This is a genomic window from Streptococcus sp. CF10-1, assembly GCF_024295825.1.
GTDB lineage: Bacteria > Bacillota > Bacilli > Lactobacillales > Streptococcaceae > Streptococcus.
Window position 1 is genome coordinate 1 of the sequence record NZ_JANCPQ010000006.1, and the last position, 16,325, is coordinate 16,325.

Annotated in this window: 16 protein-coding genes and 1 pseudogene; 2 read left to right on the top strand and 15 right to left on the bottom strand. The window is 38.4% G+C overall.

The window, feature by feature from the left end; translation table 11 throughout:
- Window positions 1-190: 190 nt before the first annotated feature.
- From NMM25_RS07995 to NMM25_RS08005, 3 genes are read right to left on the bottom strand one after another with little or no spacing between them, the layout of a single operon-like run.
- Window positions 191-919: an ABC transporter permease gene (locus NMM25_RS07995; protein WP_198459361.1), complete on the bottom strand. Its 729-nt coding sequence runs from the start codon at window positions 917-919 to the stop codon at window positions 191-193.
- Entirely contained in the window at window positions 916-1,656 is a 741-nt protein-coding gene (locus tag NMM25_RS08000; RefSeq protein WP_008809654.1) for an ABC transporter permease, read from the bottom strand. The genes NMM25_RS07995 and NMM25_RS08000 overlap by 4 nt, the downstream gene beginning before the upstream one ends.
- The gene (locus tag NMM25_RS08005) at window positions 1,656-2,564 is read right to left on the bottom strand and encodes an ABC transporter ATP-binding protein (protein ID WP_254726027.1); all 909 of its coding nucleotides are present in this window, start codon (window positions 2,562-2,564) and stop codon (window positions 1,656-1,658) included. Before NMM25_RS08005 ends, NMM25_RS08000 begins: the two co-directional genes overlap by 1 nt.
- Before the next feature lie 171 nt (window positions 2,565-2,735).
- Between NMM25_RS08005 and NMM25_RS08010 the strand changes: the two genes are divergently transcribed.
- The gene (locus tag NMM25_RS08010) at window positions 2,736-3,425 is read left to right on the top strand and encodes a response regulator transcription factor (protein WP_001106859.1); all 690 of its coding nucleotides are present in this window, start codon (window positions 2,736-2,738) and stop codon (window positions 3,423-3,425) included.
- Window positions 3,426-4,736 carry a sensor histidine kinase KdpD gene (locus NMM25_RS08015; RefSeq protein WP_254726025.1) on the top strand — a complete coding sequence of 437 codons (1,311 nt, stop codon included), beginning with the start codon at window positions 3,426-3,428 and terminating at the stop codon, window positions 4,734-4,736. It abuts the gene before it with no gap.
- 325 nt (window positions 4,737-5,061) lie between these two features.
- Here NMM25_RS08015 and NMM25_RS08020 read toward each other — a convergent pair.
- The 12 genes and pseudogenes from NMM25_RS08020 to ftsA form a co-directional block, all read right to left on the bottom strand.
- Window positions 5,062-5,466 (bottom strand): annotated as a pseudogene (locus NMM25_RS08020) (transposase); the annotation flags it as partial.
- A gap of 169 nt (window positions 5,467-5,635) precedes the next feature.
- A complete protein-coding gene (locus NMM25_RS08025; protein ID WP_000240120.1) occupies window positions 5,636-6,328 on the bottom strand; it encodes a phosphoglycerate mutase in 693 nt (230 codons plus the stop codon).
- 188 nt (window positions 6,329-6,516) lie between these two features.
- Window positions 6,517-6,897, bottom strand: a complete 381-nt coding sequence (locus tag NMM25_RS08030) for a hypothetical protein (protein WP_000856379.1) — start codon at window positions 6,895-6,897, stop codon at window positions 6,517-6,519.
- Between the two features lie 326 nt (window positions 6,898-7,223).
- The gene (ileS, locus tag NMM25_RS08035; protein ID WP_254736505.1) at window positions 7,224-10,016 is read right to left on the bottom strand and encodes an isoleucine--tRNA ligase; all 2,793 of its coding nucleotides are present in this window, start codon (window positions 10,014-10,016) and stop codon (window positions 7,224-7,226) included.
- Window positions 10,017-10,269: 253 nt separating this feature from the next.
- Window positions 10,270-11,064, bottom strand: a complete 795-nt coding sequence (locus NMM25_RS08040; RefSeq protein ID WP_049490008.1) for a DivIVA domain-containing protein — start codon at window positions 11,062-11,064, stop codon at window positions 10,270-10,272.
- 16 nt (window positions 11,065-11,080) lie between these two features.
- The gene (locus tag NMM25_RS08045) at window positions 11,081-11,335 is read right to left on the bottom strand and encodes a DivIVA domain-containing protein (protein WP_000028988.1); all 255 of its coding nucleotides are present in this window, start codon (window positions 11,333-11,335) and stop codon (window positions 11,081-11,083) included.
- A gap of 8 nt (window positions 11,336-11,343) precedes the next feature.
- Window positions 11,344-12,135 carry an RNA-binding protein gene (locus NMM25_RS08050; RefSeq protein WP_125457344.1) on the bottom strand — a complete coding sequence of 264 codons (792 nt, stop codon included), beginning with the start codon at window positions 12,133-12,135 and terminating at the stop codon, window positions 11,344-11,346.
- Window positions 12,132-12,392 (bottom strand): YggT family protein, encoded by a 261-nt coding sequence (locus NMM25_RS08055; RefSeq protein ID WP_198459355.1) that lies wholly within the window; start codon window positions 12,390-12,392, stop codon window positions 12,132-12,134. The genes NMM25_RS08050 and NMM25_RS08055 overlap by 4 nt, the downstream gene beginning before the upstream one ends.
- Window positions 12,392-12,922, bottom strand: a complete 531-nt coding sequence (locus NMM25_RS08060; RefSeq protein ID WP_254736506.1) for a cell division protein SepF — start codon at window positions 12,920-12,922, stop codon at window positions 12,392-12,394. Before NMM25_RS08060 ends, NMM25_RS08055 begins: the two co-directional genes overlap by 1 nt.
- 9 nt (window positions 12,923-12,931) lie before the next feature.
- Entirely contained in the window at window positions 12,932-13,603 is a 672-nt protein-coding gene (locus tag NMM25_RS08065; protein ID WP_254736507.1) for a YggS family pyridoxal phosphate-dependent enzyme, read from the bottom strand.
- 3 nt (window positions 13,604-13,606) lie between these two features.
- Window positions 13,607-14,863 (bottom strand): cell division protein FtsZ, encoded by a 1,257-nt coding sequence (ftsZ, locus tag NMM25_RS08070; protein WP_254736508.1) that lies wholly within the window; start codon window positions 14,861-14,863, stop codon window positions 13,607-13,609.
- A gap of 16 nt (window positions 14,864-14,879) precedes the next feature.
- Window positions 14,880-16,250: a cell division protein FtsA gene (gene ftsA, locus NMM25_RS08075; RefSeq protein WP_000196345.1), complete on the bottom strand. Its 1,371-nt coding sequence runs from the start codon at window positions 16,248-16,250 to the stop codon at window positions 14,880-14,882.
- Window positions 16,251-16,325 lie beyond the last annotated feature (75 nt).

Genomic DNA, 16,325 nt, shown 5'->3' on the forward strand with positions numbered 1-16,325 from the left:
AACTTTAAAACTAGAATTCTCATTGCTTTGAACATCAAAAAGGAGAGAACCAATTTGGTCCTCTCCAGGTTATAACTTTTCATCAACCCACTACAGTTGACAAAGAGCCCACTGTTTATTTGCTGATCATTAATTGTATAACAATTACGATAAATCTTCGCTTTCTTCATGTTTTTCACTATAAATGAGATTAAATAAATCTCTTTTTAAGCTGTCTAACTGCTAAGGTATAGAAGACAAAAATATAAGCACTATTGACAACTAAGAAAAGGATAAATTCAGATAAGGTAAAAGGGACTAAGGAACGAGCTCGATCACCAACAGCAATCTGAGCATAAGGGAAAATTCTAAAAAGACCTTGTCCAATAAAGAGGGTCATAAGTCCTGCCATAGCCAAAATAGCTGATATAAGAATAGGCACTGCGAAATTTTTTAAGCGAATACTGAGAAAAATTTGAATGGTGACAATAGTAATGGTTGCTATCCAACCTGTGATAGACCAAAGTAAAAAGTCCAGTAGATAATTTGCAAAAGGTACCTTCAAAACCAAAGCGCTGATAATATAAAAGAGAAGAACTATCAGTTGACTAATAGCCATGACTAGTGATAAGCTGGTGATTTTTGATAAAATGATACGATTGGCTTTAACCGGAATACTTAATAAGCGCTGCCAGTTTTTATTACTTTCCTCGAATTGACAACTGATGGAACAGATAATCCCGATCAGAATAGGAGTAAATACCTGCGAGGAATAGAAAACTGTTTGTCCCCAAAGGACGTGAGCTTGTGTACCATCTAGGAGCACCTTTCGATTGAGAGCGTAAATCATTGCTCCCAATAAGGACCCAACAAGGTTAAAGAAGATTAGCGTTATCGGAATAGCACTTTTTTTGATTTTTTTAAATTCAAAAATAATCATAATAGATCCGCCTTTCCAATGAGTTTTTTACTGGCAAAGATGCTTAAAAAAATGATAAGCAATAATACGACTAATTTAAAGGGATAAGCATTATCGTATTGAAAAAGATAAGTGTTAGTTCCAGCCACCCGTTTAGCGATTCCCATCATAGAGAAATATTGCCAAGGAATGAAAATACGAATAGGAACTGGTAACGCACCGATACCTATAAATGACAGGAAGGAACCAATTAAGCCTGTTACTACTGTCACACTTGGCTTTGGATAGATAAAAGCTAAGCAAAGATGTAAACAAGACAGAAAGAGACAAACCAAAAAAGTTGTGAACAAAAAGAGACTCAATGAAACAGGTGTCACACTGACCTGCATGCCTTGAATAATAAATTTCAGAAAAAGCGTTTGAATCAAACTGACAACAAAGGCAAAAATAGCCATCACAGTCAATTTAGCTTTAAAAAGTTGCCAAGGACTTTCGTTACTGGTTTGCAAGAGTTTAAAAGTTTTGCCTAGATGTTCCAATTCCAGTAGTCTAGACGCTAAAACTGCAATGAAAAGTGGCAAAATAAAATCATTCAAGTAAGTCATGGTATAAATGGCATTATAGGCCTCATGTGTTTTAGGTAATTCATATTTGATAACAACGCTACTCCAAATCAAGCCCACTGCTACAATAGCAATCAAAGATAACAAGAAAGACCGTCTTTTTAGTTTGATAAATTCTAATTGTAAATTTAGCATTACAAAACACTTCCTTCCCGTCCTGTCATATCAAGGAAAACATCTTCCAGCGATCGACGAATCATACGAACTTGATAAATATCAACATTATTTTCAACTAAGAGTCGAATAGCAGTGGCTATATTAACTTTATTGTTATCGTTGATAATCAATTTTGGATCATCATCCAAATTAAAACCATTGAACATTAGTATTCTTTTAGCAGTTACATCATCACTGGTCTCAAACAGATATTTTTCATCTTCTTCAAGGTCAGATAGGTGGCCTTCAAAAAGTAATTGACCATGATTGATAATGCCAACAGTTGTAGCCATCTGTTCAATTTCTGAAAGAATGTGGCTAGAAACGATGATAGTCATATCGTATTTTTGTGGTAAAGACTTGATAAGCTCACGAATTTCTTGAATACCGGCAGGGTCTAAACCATTAGTTGGCTCATCCAAAATCAGTAATTTAGGAAATTTAACAATAGCTAACGCAATTCCTAAACGTTGTTTCATGCCTAGTGAATAGTTTTTAACTAGCTTGTCTTTTTGATCGAAAAGTTTGACAATCTTTAAGACTTCATCAATATTTCTTTTTGGTAATTTAAGCAATTTTTGGATAATTTCAAGATTTTCATAACCGGTCAAATTAGCATAGTAAGAGGGCTCTTCAATGAGGGAACCTACATTTGAGAGGAGTGATATTTGATTGCTATTAAAGGTTTTTCCAAAGAGCTTAATGGAACCGTGGCTTGGTTGCAACAATCCTAAAAGCATTTTCATAGCAGTACTCTTACCAGCACCATTTGGTCCCAAAAAACCATAAATTTCATTTTTTCTAATATGAATAGAGAGCTGATTAACGGCTACTTCACCTGAAAAATCCTTACTTAATTGGTTGGTTTCAACGATATAATTGTTCATTTGTTTTCTCCTTTAAAAATCTTAGAGTGATGTTATATCCTTTCGCTATTTTCATTATAATGAAACTCCTTTATTTTAACCTGTTCATTACCTTAATTCTTCCTTAATTTTTACTTTAAAGTCCTTGACTAAGGAAGCAATGTGTTATACTAGTCTTGTTGAGGTAATAGTATGAATTATAAAGAAAAGAAGATCTTAATTTTAGACGATAACCCAGAAATTTTAGAAATAGTGCAAGAATCATTGAGCATTGCTGGGTTTAGCAATCTAACAAGTGTACAATCACAAAAAGAAGCTTTGGAGCAATTTGAAGAAAAATCTTTTGATTTAGTTATTTTAGACATTATGCTGCCTGAAGGATCAGGATTTGAAGTTTTAAAGGGCATCCGTAAGACTTCAATGGTTCCTGTTTTGTTTTTGTCGGCAATCTCCGATATAGAAAAACAATATCAGGGCTTTGAGTTAGGGGCAGATGACTATATTATCAAGCCTTTCCGTCCAAGAGATTTGGAGTTGCGTATTCTTTCCATCCTAAAAAGAGCCTATCCCGAAAAGGAAGATACCCTTGTTTTGCCTGCTTGCCAGGTGCATTTTAGCCAAGCCTTGATTACCAAAGGAAAACTAGAGATTCAGCTGACAGCTAAGGAATACAGTATTCTTAAGGTCTTATATGATAATAAGAATCGCATTGTCACTTTTGACCAACTCTTAGAAAAGGTCTGGGGATTACAATACCAAGGCTATGATAATACCCTAATGGCTCATATTCGTAAGATTCGACAAAAGATTGAAGCCAATCCTTCTAAACCAGAAAGCTTAATAACGGTTAAAGGTTTGGGTTACAAACTAAAGGTGAATTAAATGGATACCGTTAAATTTTTTACTAAGTTATTAACCAGGTATGTTCTATTAATCTTGGCTTTAATCATAGGACTTGTTTTTGTTTATGGTTTGGTTTTCTCAGCCTATTTTAGTTTCTATGGAAAGGAAAAACCGGAACTACTTTACACTAAAATCGCTCAATCGAGTCAAGAGAATAATTTCAATTTTGATAAAAGCAGCAAAATTGAAATGGATAAACAAAATACTTGGGCTATGGTACTGAATCAAGATGGCAATATTGTCCAATCTTATCATTTACCTAAAGGACTCAAAAGGCATTATACGAATGCTGATATGGTTAAATTTTCACGTTGGTATTTAGAAGATTACCCTGTTTTCTCCTATGTACGTGGTCAGCAAATTTTAGTTTTGGGCTATCCTAAAAAGCATTCCTTAGCAAAATTTAATTTCTATGCTAATACGCAATTTATTAGGAATTTTCTCAGTTTGGGACTTGTTTTCTTGGGTATTATTCTTTTACTTATTTTTATTCTTTTGAGCCGATCAAAGTTGCGTATTAAAAAGGAGATGGAGCCGATTATTACTGCTGTCACTTCTTTATCTCAAGGTCAAAATATCGTTCTTAAAGAAAAGGGAAATTTCTCTGAAATTAAGACGGCTCTCAATGAAACATCTCATATTTTGGAAGAAAGCAACACGATGAAAGAGCAATGGATTAGAGGGGTCAGTCATGATTTACGCAATCCTCTTATGCTCATATCAGGTTATAACAGTCAGTTAGAGCAGCAGTATGGCAAAGGAAAGCAGACAGAGGAAATTGAAAATCAGATTCAAACTATGAAAGAAATGATTTCTAATCTCAATATGAGCTACTTATTGGATAACCAAAAGCGTCACTCCGAATTTTCCAATCTTGATTTGGTTGCTGTCCTACGAACAGTAATTGCCGATATATTGAATAATTATGAAACAATTACACTTCATTTTGATTTGCCTGCCGAGACAGTGTTGGTAAAAGGAGAGGTAACTTTATTAGCAAGAGCTTTTAGAAATCTCTTGCTTAATAGTATTATGCACAGCGGCTCTAACCAGATTGATCTGACTTATCAATTATCTGATAATAAAGTGCTCATCGTCATTGCGGATCAAGGAGATATTACAGCTCAAAAAATTACTGAGCTAAATCAAAAATCAACTAATTATGAATCACATGGTATGGGAACAGTTATCACCAAACAAATTATTAAATTACATCAAGGTGAAATTGTTTTTTTGGACAATCATCCAGGCTTAAAAGTCACCATTTCTTTACCTTTAGTAAAGGAATAATGGCCTGCCTCAGAACAAGCTTACACTTAGAAAACTAACCATTTGGAGCATTGCGACACATTATTTATCTTCTAAATATTTCTAAATGCTATTTTTGGGGCAAAGTATTCTTTCGTCTAATCATCGTAAATTTTTGATAAATAAGTAGCAATACTATTCTATTTATCAAAAATTTTTCTGTTATACGCAAAAAAAGAGTGAACAAATAAAGTTGCACTCTTTTACTGTTAAAATGTTTTGTCAACAACTATATACGAATTACACTAAAAACGCTTTAGATACTGTCAATAATTATGTGTAAACACTCAAGTAGAGTTATGGAGTGCTAATCAAATAAGCTTTCAAGTGTGTCAGAACATTGACCAAACCCTTTATGGATTCGTTGACTTTGCTTGAAATTATAATCTTCAAACAAAGTAACTAAGTAACGGTCCAGGGCTTCTTCGTTAGGAAAAAGAACCTTCTTTTTCGTTTGACGTTTAATTTCTTTGTTGAGAGACTCAATGAGGTTTGTCGAATAAATGCTGTGCCAAATTTGGTAGGGAAACTGGAAAAAAGTTAAAAGATTATCCGTATTCTCCAGACTTTCCATGACTTTCCTATACTTTGGCTTCCATTCAGCGATAAAGTCCTCTAAAGCTTGTACTGCCATTTCTAAATTTTCAGCACGATAAATCGTTTTTAATTACCCTAGAATAACCACTCGATTAGATCGTTTCACCTTACTAGCCCTTTTCATCAACCCACTACAGTTGACAAAGAGCCTGTAAGCCATCGTCTTTCTCTCTTTCTTACAATTAAGTCACTCTTTACTATCATTTATAACGCTTTTTCAACTAGTTGGAAACCAGAAGCAAAAACAAAAAAGCCTAGGATTCCTAGGCTTTTTTGTTTATAGATTATTTTCCAAGGTAGTATTCTTTTACGACGTTCAATTTTTCATCGAATTCGAATACCAATGGTGGGAAGTTAGGGATTTCTACACCCATGATTTCATCATCTGACAAGTGTTTGATGTGTTTTACAAGGGCACGGATTGAGTTACCGTGAGCTCCTACGAATACGTTTTTACCATCTTTAAGTGCTGGAGCGATTTTGTCTTCCCAGAATGGAAGGGCACGTTCCAAAGTCACTTTCAAGTTTTCAGCATCTGGAATGACTGAATCGTCAAGTGAAGCGTAACGACGGTCAGTATGTGCTGAGTATTCGTCATCATGAGGCATTGCAGGAGGTAATACATCGTATGAACGACGCCAGATGTGAACTTGCTCATCACCAAATTGTTCAGCAGCTTCAGCTTTGTTTTTACCAGTCAAACCACCGTAGTGACGTTCGTTCAAGCGCCATGATTTTTCAACTGGAACCCAGAGCTGGTCAGCAGCTTCAAGAGCCAAGTTTGTTGTTTTGATCGCACGTTTCAATACTGAAGTGTAAGCTTGGTCAAATTCGATACCAGCTTCCTTGATCAATTTACCAGCGTCAATCGCTTGTTGTGTTCCTTTATCAGACAAATCAACATCAGCCCAACCAGTGAAAAGGTTAGCTTTGTTCCATTCAGACTCACCGTGGCGAGCAAAAACCAATTTTACCATTAGATGGATTCTCCTTTTATTTTTCGAGGTTTCCCTCGTTTATCTATTCTATTTTACACAATTTTTCACAAAAAAGCTAGTTAAAATCAACTAAAAAGAGAAGAGCTTATCAGTCTTCTCTTTATCACACTATCATAATTGTTCTCGATAGACGATGAAATAGTCCCGTCCAAATAATTGGAAAACTACTACTCTTCAATTACAAATTTTTTCAATGTTCCAAAGTAAAGTGAACCACCAATAATGGTTAGAATTCCACCTACCCATCCCAAAAATGGAATCAAGCCGACCGCACCACCTACAATGAGCAAAACAGAAGGTGCATTCGTAACACGTTCATCATCTTTATAATAAACAATAGCCACAATTCCCAATACTAAAACAGCAATTTTAACCAATGACAAAATAATTGAGAGCCCTGTCAATGTCCCAACTGTTACATCTGCGTCTTCAGTTGCTGCAGCAGCTCCAACAGCCATGATAAACATGATGACTGGCGCTAAAAGCAATACAATTCCTGAAATAAGACCAAAAATAGCGTTAACACGAGCAAGTGTATTTGTTTTCATAATAATCTCCTTAAAATTTTTATAGGTATTATTCTATCATAATTTCTCTAAAAATTAAACAGTCTTATAAAATTTTATAATAAATATTGATTTTTAAAAAATAATTTTAAGTTCTAAAGTCTCTTTATAATTAGTGGAAATATAAAATTATGAGAAAACTGAATAGTTGATTATGTTAATTATCTACACGGACAGGCCAGGAAGAACTTCATTTGAAGAAATGGACTAGTAAATTTTCCCATGATAAAACACATAATATCAAGAGTTCAAGTACCTTGATATTATGCGTTTTTATGATTTTAGCGACCTTTATCAGTCTATTCTGATTATTTCGCTTCAAATCCTTCTGCGACTGCATCCGCAAAGTTTTCTTCTACGATGCTTGCACAGTGATCACAGATGACTGCGTGGTAGCTGCGTTCTGCTGTTTTTGGGTCGATACGACGGCAACGGTCACAAACTTCACCTGCAGCGCGTTCAACAGTGAAGGCTACGTCTTCGAAGCTAACAGCGCCTTCTGGAGCTGGTCCATCTGCAATGGTCAATTCTGACACAATCAAGAGTTGAGCCACATTGCTATCCACCGCTCCAAGAAGAGTTTTCACAACTTCGTTTGGATAAACTGTCAAGTGAGCTTCAAGTGATTTACCGATTACTTTTGCATTACGAGCTTCTTCCAAGGCTTTTTGAGCTTGTCCGCGGAAGTCCATGAAGGCTGCCCAGGTATCCAAGATTTCTTCTTGATTAGCAAAAGTTTCCGCTTCTGGCAATTCTGACAATTGAACGAATTCCTCTTCTTCAAACTCAAGATATGACCAGATTTCTTCTGCAGTGTGAGGAAGGATTGGTGTCAAGAGTTTGGTGATTTTCACAAGAATATCATAGAAAACAGTCTGCATTTGACGACGTTCAAGTGATTTGGCACCTTCGATGTAAACAACATCTTTAGCGAAGTCAAGGTAGAAGGCTGACAAATCAACGTTGATGAAGTTCACCAAGGCCTTATAGATGGTCAAAAATTCAAAGTCAGCATAGGCATCACGAATGGTCTTAACAAGCTGGTTAAAGCGGATAGTCATGTACTTATCAACGGAACGAAGCTCATCGTAAGCCACTGCGTCTTGAGCTGGGTTAAAGTCAGATGTGTTAGCAATCAAGAAGCGAAGAGTGTTACGGATCTTACGGTAAGTTTCAGAGACTTGGCTCAAGATATCCATAGAGATACGCACGTCGTTGCTTGAGTCCACACTTGTTACCCAGAGACGCAAGATTTCCGCACCAAATTGTTTTTCAACATCACTTGGAGCAATGGTATTTCCAAGAGATTTAGACATCTTCTCACCTTTACCATCAAGGGCAAAACCTTGTGACAAGATTTGTTTATATGGAGCAACACCATGGTTAGCAACAGATGTGATAAGTGATGAGTTGAACCAACCACGGTACTGGTCAGAACCTTCAAGGTAAAGATCTGCTGGATATTTGAGTTCTGGACGGTTGACCACTACTCCATTCCATGATGAACCTGAGTCAAACCATACGTCCATGATATCTGTTTCTTTCTTGAACTCGCCATTTGGTGAACCTGGATGGGTGAATCCTTCTGGCAAGAGGTCTTTAGCCTCACGTTCCCACCAGATGATAGAACCGTGTTCCTCAAAGAGTTGAGCCATGTGCTCAATCGTTTCAGCTGTCATGATTGGCGTTCCGTCTTCAGCATAGAAGATAGGAAGGGGAACTCCCCAAGCACGTTGACGAGAGATAACCCAGTCGCCACGGTCACGAATCATATTGTAAAGACGAACTTTCCCCCATTCTGAGTGGAACTTCACTTTTTCAATTTCATCCAAGATTTCTTGGCGGAATTTAGATACAGAGGCAAACCACTGTGGAACAGCCCGCCAGATGATTGGTTTCTTGGTACGCCAGTCAAATGGGTATGAGTGAGAGATTTCTTCTTGAGCAAGGAGCAAATCACCCAGTTTTTCAATAACTGTTGGAACAACCTTGTCGTAGAATTGACCTGCAAAGTCAGGACCTGCATTTTCCATCATAATCCCGCGTTCATCAACAGTGACAAACACTTCCAAGCCGTTAGCAACACCGACATTGTAGTCGTCCTCACCAAAACCAGGGGCTGTATGGACGATACCTGTACCAGAGTCAGTCGTAACGTGGTCACCGAGGATCACCAACTCATCTACAGCCGTATCCCAAGGATGAGCTGTCACGATTTTATTCAATTCTTGACCACGGTAGGTCGCCAATACCTGAACATCAGCCCAGCCAAATTTCTCAGACAAGCTATTCAACAATTCTGAAGCAACTACAAACTTACGCTCTTCACCAGCTGGTTGTACCAATACATAATCAATATCTGCTCCAACAGTCAAACCACGAGAGGCTGTGATGGTAAATGGAGTTGTTGTCCATACGACGATATAAGTATCTGTATCTAGGACACCTTTGCCATCTTTGACACGGTTAGCATAGTAAAGGGAAGTTGAAAGCAAGTCATGGTACTCAATTTCCGCTTCAGCAAGAGCTGATTCAGATGACCAAGACCAGTAAACTGGCTTGGCACCACGGTAGATGTAGCCTTTCTTAGCCATTTCACCAAAGACACGGATCTGAGCCGCTTCATAGTCCGGAGTCAAAGTCACATAAGGATTTTCCCAGTCACCAGAAACACCCAAACGTTTAAAGTCTTCGCGTTGTTTATCAACTTGAGAAAGAGCGTACTCACGGCAAAGTTTCAAGTACTCAACCAAGTCCATTTCTTTGCGTTTAACACCTTGTTTTGCCAAGACTTGCTCGATTGGCAAACCATGTGTATCCCAACCTGGGATGTATGGTGCGTAAAATCCAGACATAGACTTAGAACGAACAATAATATCTTTAGAAATCTTGTTCATAGCATGTCCAACGTGGATATTTCCGTTTGCATACGGAGGTCCATCATGCAAGGTGAAATGAGGTTTTCCTTGGTTCAATTCTTGACGACGTTGGTAAAGTTTTGCTTCTTCCCATTCTTTTTGCCAAACTGGTTCTTTAGTTGGAAGACCAGCACGCATAGGAAAGTCTGTTTTCCCTAGATTGAGGGTTTCTTTTAGTTTCATTGTTACTCCTTTAATTTAAAATGACAAAATAAAAACCACGATTCGCAAAAAGGACGAAAATCGTGGTACCACCTTTGTTCGAAAAAAGACAGGGTCTCTTTTCCTCTTTTCCCGTAACGTGGGGGACGTCCAGTCTTACTGCTTTCAGACTAGATTTTTGTTGAGAGGATAATCTGACCACTAGGGATTGCAGGACTCTCACCATCTCCCGCTCGCTGAAAATATAGTTGGTTCGATCTTGTTCTCACATTTTTTATAGGATAAGAACAGATTCTTTGTTTGCATCGTCCTCAGTTGCCGCAGTAGCTTCTACTTCAACTGACTCTTCATGCTGGTCACTTTCTTCTGTCTGTTGATTTTGTTGAGCTTCAAACTCAGCTAATTCTTTGTTGCCAGCCTCGATACGAGCTTGTAATTCAGCAACCTCTTCTGGTGTGAATTGACGAGTCATATCAATAGGCTCTTCCTCTGGTTGTAAAGATACAGTTTCACCAAGAACTTCACCCACCACTTCTTTAAAGGCTTCATCACTTGTCTGAAGGTAAGTAGCTGTTGGACGAAGAATATCTTCCCAATCAGATGACTCGACAATAGCCAATTGACTTTCAATCGTAGACTTGAGGCGTTGATGGAATACACGGCTCTTATTCTTCAACTCTTCTGTCTCAACAGCCACTCTCTTCGCATTATCTGTTGCCTGACGGAGAATTTCATTTGCCTTGTATTTCGCTTCTTCAAGCAAACGCTGAGCATCTTGTTCAGCTTGTTGAATAATATTGTTTGAACGTTCTTGAGCAGCTTGTTTAACACGCTCCGCTGTATCTTGAGCAATCAAAACTGACTGACTCAAGGAATCCTTCATCTCATCAAAGTAAGACAAACGTTCTTCCAAACTCTTGATGTGTGTCTCTTTATCGTGATTGCTACGAACCAAGTCTTCATAATCACGAACAACGATATCAAGAAACTCGTCTACTTCTTCTGGGTCAAAACCTCTAAATCTTGTGCCAAAGGTTTTATCTTTAATTTCTAACGATGTAATTGGCATACTTTTCCTCACTTACTTAATAAAAAATAGAATCATTAATTGCTTCTGGTTCTTGCTCGCTTGTTACTGTTCTCTTAGGAATATCATTCGTATAATAGGAAAGACGTTCTTCTAGTTTTTTGATATAGAGTTCAGTTTCATCTTTGTATCGAATCATCTCCTCTAATTCAAAGTAAATCTTATCTAGAAAGAGGTCAACTTCTTCCTGATTGTAGCCTCTGAATGTTCTTGAGAAAGCTTTATCACTTATTTCTTGTGGTGTAATCGACATATTTTTTCTCACTTGCTTAAAAGTAACCGGACTGTTAGTTTTTTCTTATCCTTTTTGGTCTGACCATTGTCTTTGACAATTTTTAGACGACCAAACTTTCTCACACTGATCAAATCTCCAACTGCAACCTGGTAATCACTTTTTTCAACCAGATGATAGTTTACCTGGACAGATTTTTTCTCTATCAGTTGACTAGCTTGGTTTCTAGATAATTTCAAGGCACTTGATAAGAGGGCATCCAATCGAAAACTCGAAACTAAAATTTCTCGTTCTCTATAATCAATTTTAGACAAAATCCTATCGGTAAAAGGACGTTCCTCCAGCGATACAGGAAGTCTGCCAATCTTTCTTATTCCATCCTGAAAAAGAGGAATGAAATCGCGATTGACAAAAATCTGTGCTCTCTTTTCATCTACCAAGATATCACCAAATAATTTACGGTCAATTCCTAGTTGGTTGATGATTGTTCCCAATATTTTTCCATGACTCAGTTGTTCAAACTTACTCGGATAGCAAATTTCCAACAAAGCCATTTCAAAGTCTGATATCTCTGGTTCAAAGTAATCTGGATAGAGAAGCACTCGAACCGACTCTGTCGGAAGAAAATCACCACTACTTTGGCAACCCAGTCCATATGTCCCAGCTAGCACCCTCAAGATCTGTTCCTGATGGGGATTGATAAATGGAGTAAGCACCGGTGCATATGTATCTTCTACCCGCTTGATCCACTCTAATCCCTTATCAATAAAAGGAATATCATCTTGGGAAAAATGTTGATAAATGGCTCGATTTACTGTCATAGTAATAGGATTAGTCGTGTTAAGATATTTCCAACAAACTGAATCAGAATCAGCGCCGCCCAAACCGTAAAATCAAGACCAGCAAATTGTAGATGGAGCTTACGAAGTGGCTCAATAACTGGGCGAGCAAGTCTGATAACTAAACGACCTAGCTGGCTTTCATAGGCATTTGGAAACCATGAAAGAAGAGCAAATGCAACGAGAATGATGGAGTAAATGCTAACCGCATTTTGGATTAAACGGATTAAGAAAATCATTATCTTGCTCTATTTCGTTTAATATCAAAACCAAACTCAGCGTTTTGTGATTCATCTGGAAGTTTGATATCTTCAATATTCACGATAACGTTGACAGGAGTCAATAGATACATCGTACTCGCAACTTTTTTCATATTTCCAGCCAAGACATGACGGGCTCCATCCAAGTAATCAAGGCAACGACGGGCTTGTACCTCTGTCATGTATTGGAAATCAATCAAAATACTTTCATTTCCAGCCAACAAATCTACAATTTCCGTTGCATCTTCATATTTTCTTGGATAGCGAACGTCAATTGTCACTTTCTCATCTGAACGGTGACTTTGCATTGCCAATTCTTGCTGACGCGCATGAAGACGAGTAATATTTGCATCTTTTGCTGATCCTGACTGAGCAGGTGCTGGTAATTCTTTAGAAGATGAGATGGCTGGGCTAACTGTTTCCTCTTGTTGAGTCTGGTAGTTAGTCGTTTCTTCTCCGTCTTCTGTGAAATAATCTATAAATTTATCGAATCTATCTTTTAAAGACATAGCTCTCTCCTATTTAAAAAATGCTGTACCGATTCGAACAAAGGTTGAGCCGAACTGAATCGCTTCTTTAAAATCACGACTCATTCCCATGCTTAGCTCTGTCATCGGCATATTAGGGATTTGTTTTTCTCTAATTTCTGCTTGCAGAGCCTGCGTATCCTTGAAAATTCCTTTCAATTTATCACTGTCTGCCTCAAAAGGAGCCATGGTCATTAAACCAACATACTCAATCTGATCTAACTTAGCCAATTCTGGCAAAAGTTCTAGCAATTCTTCTTTTGAAAACCCATGCTTGCTTTCTTCCCCAGAAATATTGACCTGCAAGAAACACTTGATAACATGATCTGTTCTCTTTTGAATTTCCTGGGCTAACTTTAAGGAGTCTAAAGCATGAAAGTAATCCACATATGGGATTACTTCTTTCACTTTCCGTCTCTGTAGTGTTCCTATTAAATGCCAAGTAACTGGGTAATCTTTCAAGGCCTGATATTTTTCTAAAAATTTATCAACTCGATTTTCACCTATATGACGGACACCAAGCGGAAGCAAGGCTTCCGCTGTTTGTACATCTACATACTTTGTCACTGCGATTACTGAAACAGCATCTAGAGCACGGTTGGCTTCTTGACTAGCATCAGCTATTTGCTGAAAAACTAATTCAGTATTTTTTTTCAAATTCATTGATTAACGATTTTTGAAGAATGGAGGTGTGTCCAATTCATCCTCATCTTGTGAAACTGGTGTTTCAAAGCGTTCAACTGGTGAAACAACGGGATCTGTTTGGCGAACAATTGACTCACGGCGCAAGTCCCAATCTCCAAAAGCAGATGCTTGGTTTGTTTCAAAGCGACGTGGACTTGATTTAGGCAGTTCTGCTGTCTCTTCCAAGTCGAATTGACGGTCAAATGTGTGTGCTTGTGGAGTTTTAGTTGATGGTCGACCAACTGGTTGGTTGGTAGCAGACCCGACTACTTTTTCTAGTCGTTCTTGACGAACACCTGTCGCTACAACAGTCACACGGATTTCATCCTTCATGCTTTCGTCGATAGATGTTCCAAGCCAGATGTTTACACCTTTACCAGCTGCTTGATTGACAATTTCTGAAGCTTCTTCTGCTTCAATCAAAGTTAAATCAAGACCACCAGTAACGTTGACAATCACATCCTCTGCACCATCGATAGTTGTTTCAAGAAGTGGAGAGTAAATTGCTTTGCGAGCCGCTTCAACAACGCGCTCTTCACCACTACCGATACCGATACCCATAAGGGCATTTCCTTTATTTGCCATTACAGTTTTCACATCAGCAAAGTCAAGGTTAATCAATCCTGGGTTCGTGATCAAGTCAGTGATCCCTTGAACACCTTGGCGAAGAACGTTATCTGCTTCGCTAAGAGCTTCAAGAAGTGGCGTTTTCTTATCAACGATTTCAAGCAAGTTGTTGTTAGAGATAATCAACAAAGTATCAACATGCTCGCGAAGTTCGTTGATTCCTTCTACGGCGTACTGACCACGTTTGCTCCCTTCAAATCCGAAAGGACGTGTCACGACACCAACTGTAAGAGCACCAAGATCTTTAGCGATACGTGCAATAACAGGGGCTGCACCTGTACCAGATCCACCACCCATACCTGCAGTGATAAAGACCATGTCTGCTCCAGTGATAGCTTCCGTCAAAGCTTCTTCACTTTCTTCTGCAGCTTTACGTCCAACTTCTGGACGACCTCCAGCACCCAAACCACGAGTCAATTTGGGACCAAGTTGGATAACTGTTTCTGCTTTCGTACTGCTAAGGGCTTGTACATCAGTGTTGGCTGCGATAAATTCTACACCAGCAACACCTTCGTCAACCATGCGGTTGATGGCGTTACCACCACCACCACCGACACCAATTACCTTAATAACTGCGCCTTGAGCTGCTGCTGTATCAAATGAAAATGTCATAATTTCTTATCCTCTTTTATTCATCAAACATGCTTCCGATCAAACCACGGAAACGTTCTGTTAGCTTCGGTTTACTTTGAGAACTTGCTTGGAATTCTTCCTTGGGAGCAACTGGAGCTTCCTGCACAGTTTCAGCTGGAGCTGCTTGTGCTGGACTTGGTTGCGCTACAGGATTCAAACGTTGATTTGGAATGCCAAAGTTGATTGGTTTTTGACGAAGGAATTCGTCTCCTTTAACTGCTTTTTGAGCAAGAAGATTGACTTCAGTCAATTTACCAGCAAACTCAGACAAGCTAATCACGTGCGCAAATGCAGGGTTGCGAATTCCAACTTGATTTGGTACATAGAGTTTTACGCGAACACCAAATACTTCTTGGGCTAATTCAACAATTCCTGGCAAAATTGCATTTCCACCGATAAGGACGATACCTCCTGGCAAATCCAACAAGTGTCTTCTTTCCAACTCTTGTTTGATTTGGTCAAAGATATGTTTGATGCGTGCTGAGATAATTTCTGCCAAGTAGCTTTCTGTTACTTCAACAGGTTCTACTTCACCAATTACTTCAACTTGGAAAGTTTCGTTACTTGCTAGTGGAACGTAAGCTTCACCATAGTTCAGTTTCAAACTTTCTGCAATTTTTTGAGATGTTTTCAAGACTTTAGAAATGTCTTTAGTAACGTAATCTCCACCTTCTTGGTAGATGTTAGTGAACTGCAATTCTTGGTTACGGATAGTCGCTACAGTAGTCTGACCTCCACCCATGTCAATGACAGTCGCACCAAATTCGCGTTCGCCTTCATTGAGAACGGAGTTTACGATTGCCAAAGGTGAAATAATCACATTATCAACATGAATGCCTACACGCTCAACTGTCTTGCGAAGATTGTGTAGAATCGTACGAGGACCTGTGTAAAGCAGACCACGCATTTCCAAGCGGACACCCATCATACCACGAGGGTCACGAATTCCTTGGAAACCATCCACGATGAATTCTTCTGGAATAAAGGTAATCACTTCACGATCAGGAGTCATGCTCTTTGTCAAAGCTGATTTGACAACATTTTCAACATCTTGATCTGTGATTTCTTTGGTATCAGAAGTTACAGGAATCATTCCTTGTGTTGGTTCAACCTGCAAGAGGTTTGCTGGAAGGCCAACGTTAACAGACTTAATAGAAATACCCGCTTTCTCTTCTGCCTGTGTGATTGCAGATTTGATTGCTGAAGCAGCTGCTTCAATATCAACAATAATTCCGTCTTTTACACCTTTACTTTTGGCATTGCTAACACCAATTACATTTACTTCGCCATCTCTATGCTCAGCTACTAGCACTTTAATCGAGCTAGTTCCAATATCTAAGCCTGTAAAAAAACCATCTCTAGTCATTACATCGCATCCTCTCTGTCTTCCAAGTTTCTCACTTCTATTTAATAACTATGTTTGGGCATAGCTATTCAAAGA

Excerpts from the sequence above, each read along its gene's own strand:
- NMM25_RS07995 (WP_198459361.1), bottom strand. The coding sequence starts at position 919 with ATGATTATTTTTGAATTTAAAAAAATCAAAAAAAGTGCTATTCCGATA.
- NMM25_RS08000 (WP_008809654.1), bottom strand. The coding sequence starts at position 1,656 with ATGCTAAATTTACAATTAGAATTTATCAAACTAAAAAGACGGTCTTTC.
- NMM25_RS08005 (WP_254726027.1), bottom strand. The coding sequence starts at position 2,564 with ATGAACAATTATATCGTTGAAACCAACCAATTAAGTAAGGATTTTTCA.
- NMM25_RS08010 (WP_001106859.1), top strand. The coding sequence starts at position 2,736 with ATGAATTATAAAGAAAAGAAGATCTTAATTTTAGACGATAACCCAGAA.
- NMM25_RS08015 (WP_254726025.1), top strand. The coding sequence starts at position 3,426 with ATGGATACCGTTAAATTTTTTACTAAGTTATTAACCAGGTATGTTCTA.
- NMM25_RS08025 (WP_000240120.1), bottom strand. The coding sequence starts at position 6,328 with ATGGTAAAATTGGTTTTTGCTCGCCACGGTGAGTCTGAATGGAACAAA.
- NMM25_RS08030 (WP_000856379.1), bottom strand. The coding sequence starts at position 6,897 with ATGAAAACAAATACACTTGCTCGTGTTAACGCTATTTTTGGTCTTATT.
- ileS (WP_254736505.1), bottom strand. The coding sequence starts at position 10,016 with ATGAAACTAAAAGAAACCCTCAATCTAGGGAAAACAGACTTTCCTATG.
- NMM25_RS08040 (WP_049490008.1), bottom strand. The coding sequence starts at position 11,064 with ATGCCAATTACATCGTTAGAAATTAAAGATAAAACCTTTGGCACAAGA.
- NMM25_RS08045 (WP_000028988.1), bottom strand. The coding sequence starts at position 11,335 with ATGTCGATTACACCACAAGAAATAAGTGATAAAGCTTTCTCAAGAACA.
- NMM25_RS08050 (WP_125457344.1), bottom strand. The coding sequence starts at position 12,135 with ATGACAGTAAATCGAGCCATTTATCAACATTTTTCCCAAGATGATATT.
- NMM25_RS08055 (WP_198459355.1), bottom strand. The coding sequence starts at position 12,392 with ATGATTTTCTTAATCCGTTTAATCCAAAATGCGGTTAGCATTTACTCC.
- NMM25_RS08060 (WP_254736506.1), bottom strand. The coding sequence starts at position 12,922 with ATGTCTTTAAAAGATAGATTCGATAAATTTATAGATTATTTCACAGAA.
- NMM25_RS08065 (WP_254736507.1), bottom strand. The coding sequence starts at position 13,603 with ATGAATTTGAAAAAAAATACTGAATTAGTTTTTCAGCAAATAGCTGAT.
- ftsZ (WP_254736508.1), bottom strand. The coding sequence starts at position 14,863 with ATGACATTTTCATTTGATACAGCAGCAGCTCAAGGCGCAGTTATTAAG.
- ftsA (WP_000196345.1), bottom strand. The coding sequence starts at position 16,250 with ATGACTAGAGATGGTTTTTTTACAGGCTTAGATATTGGAACTAGCTCG.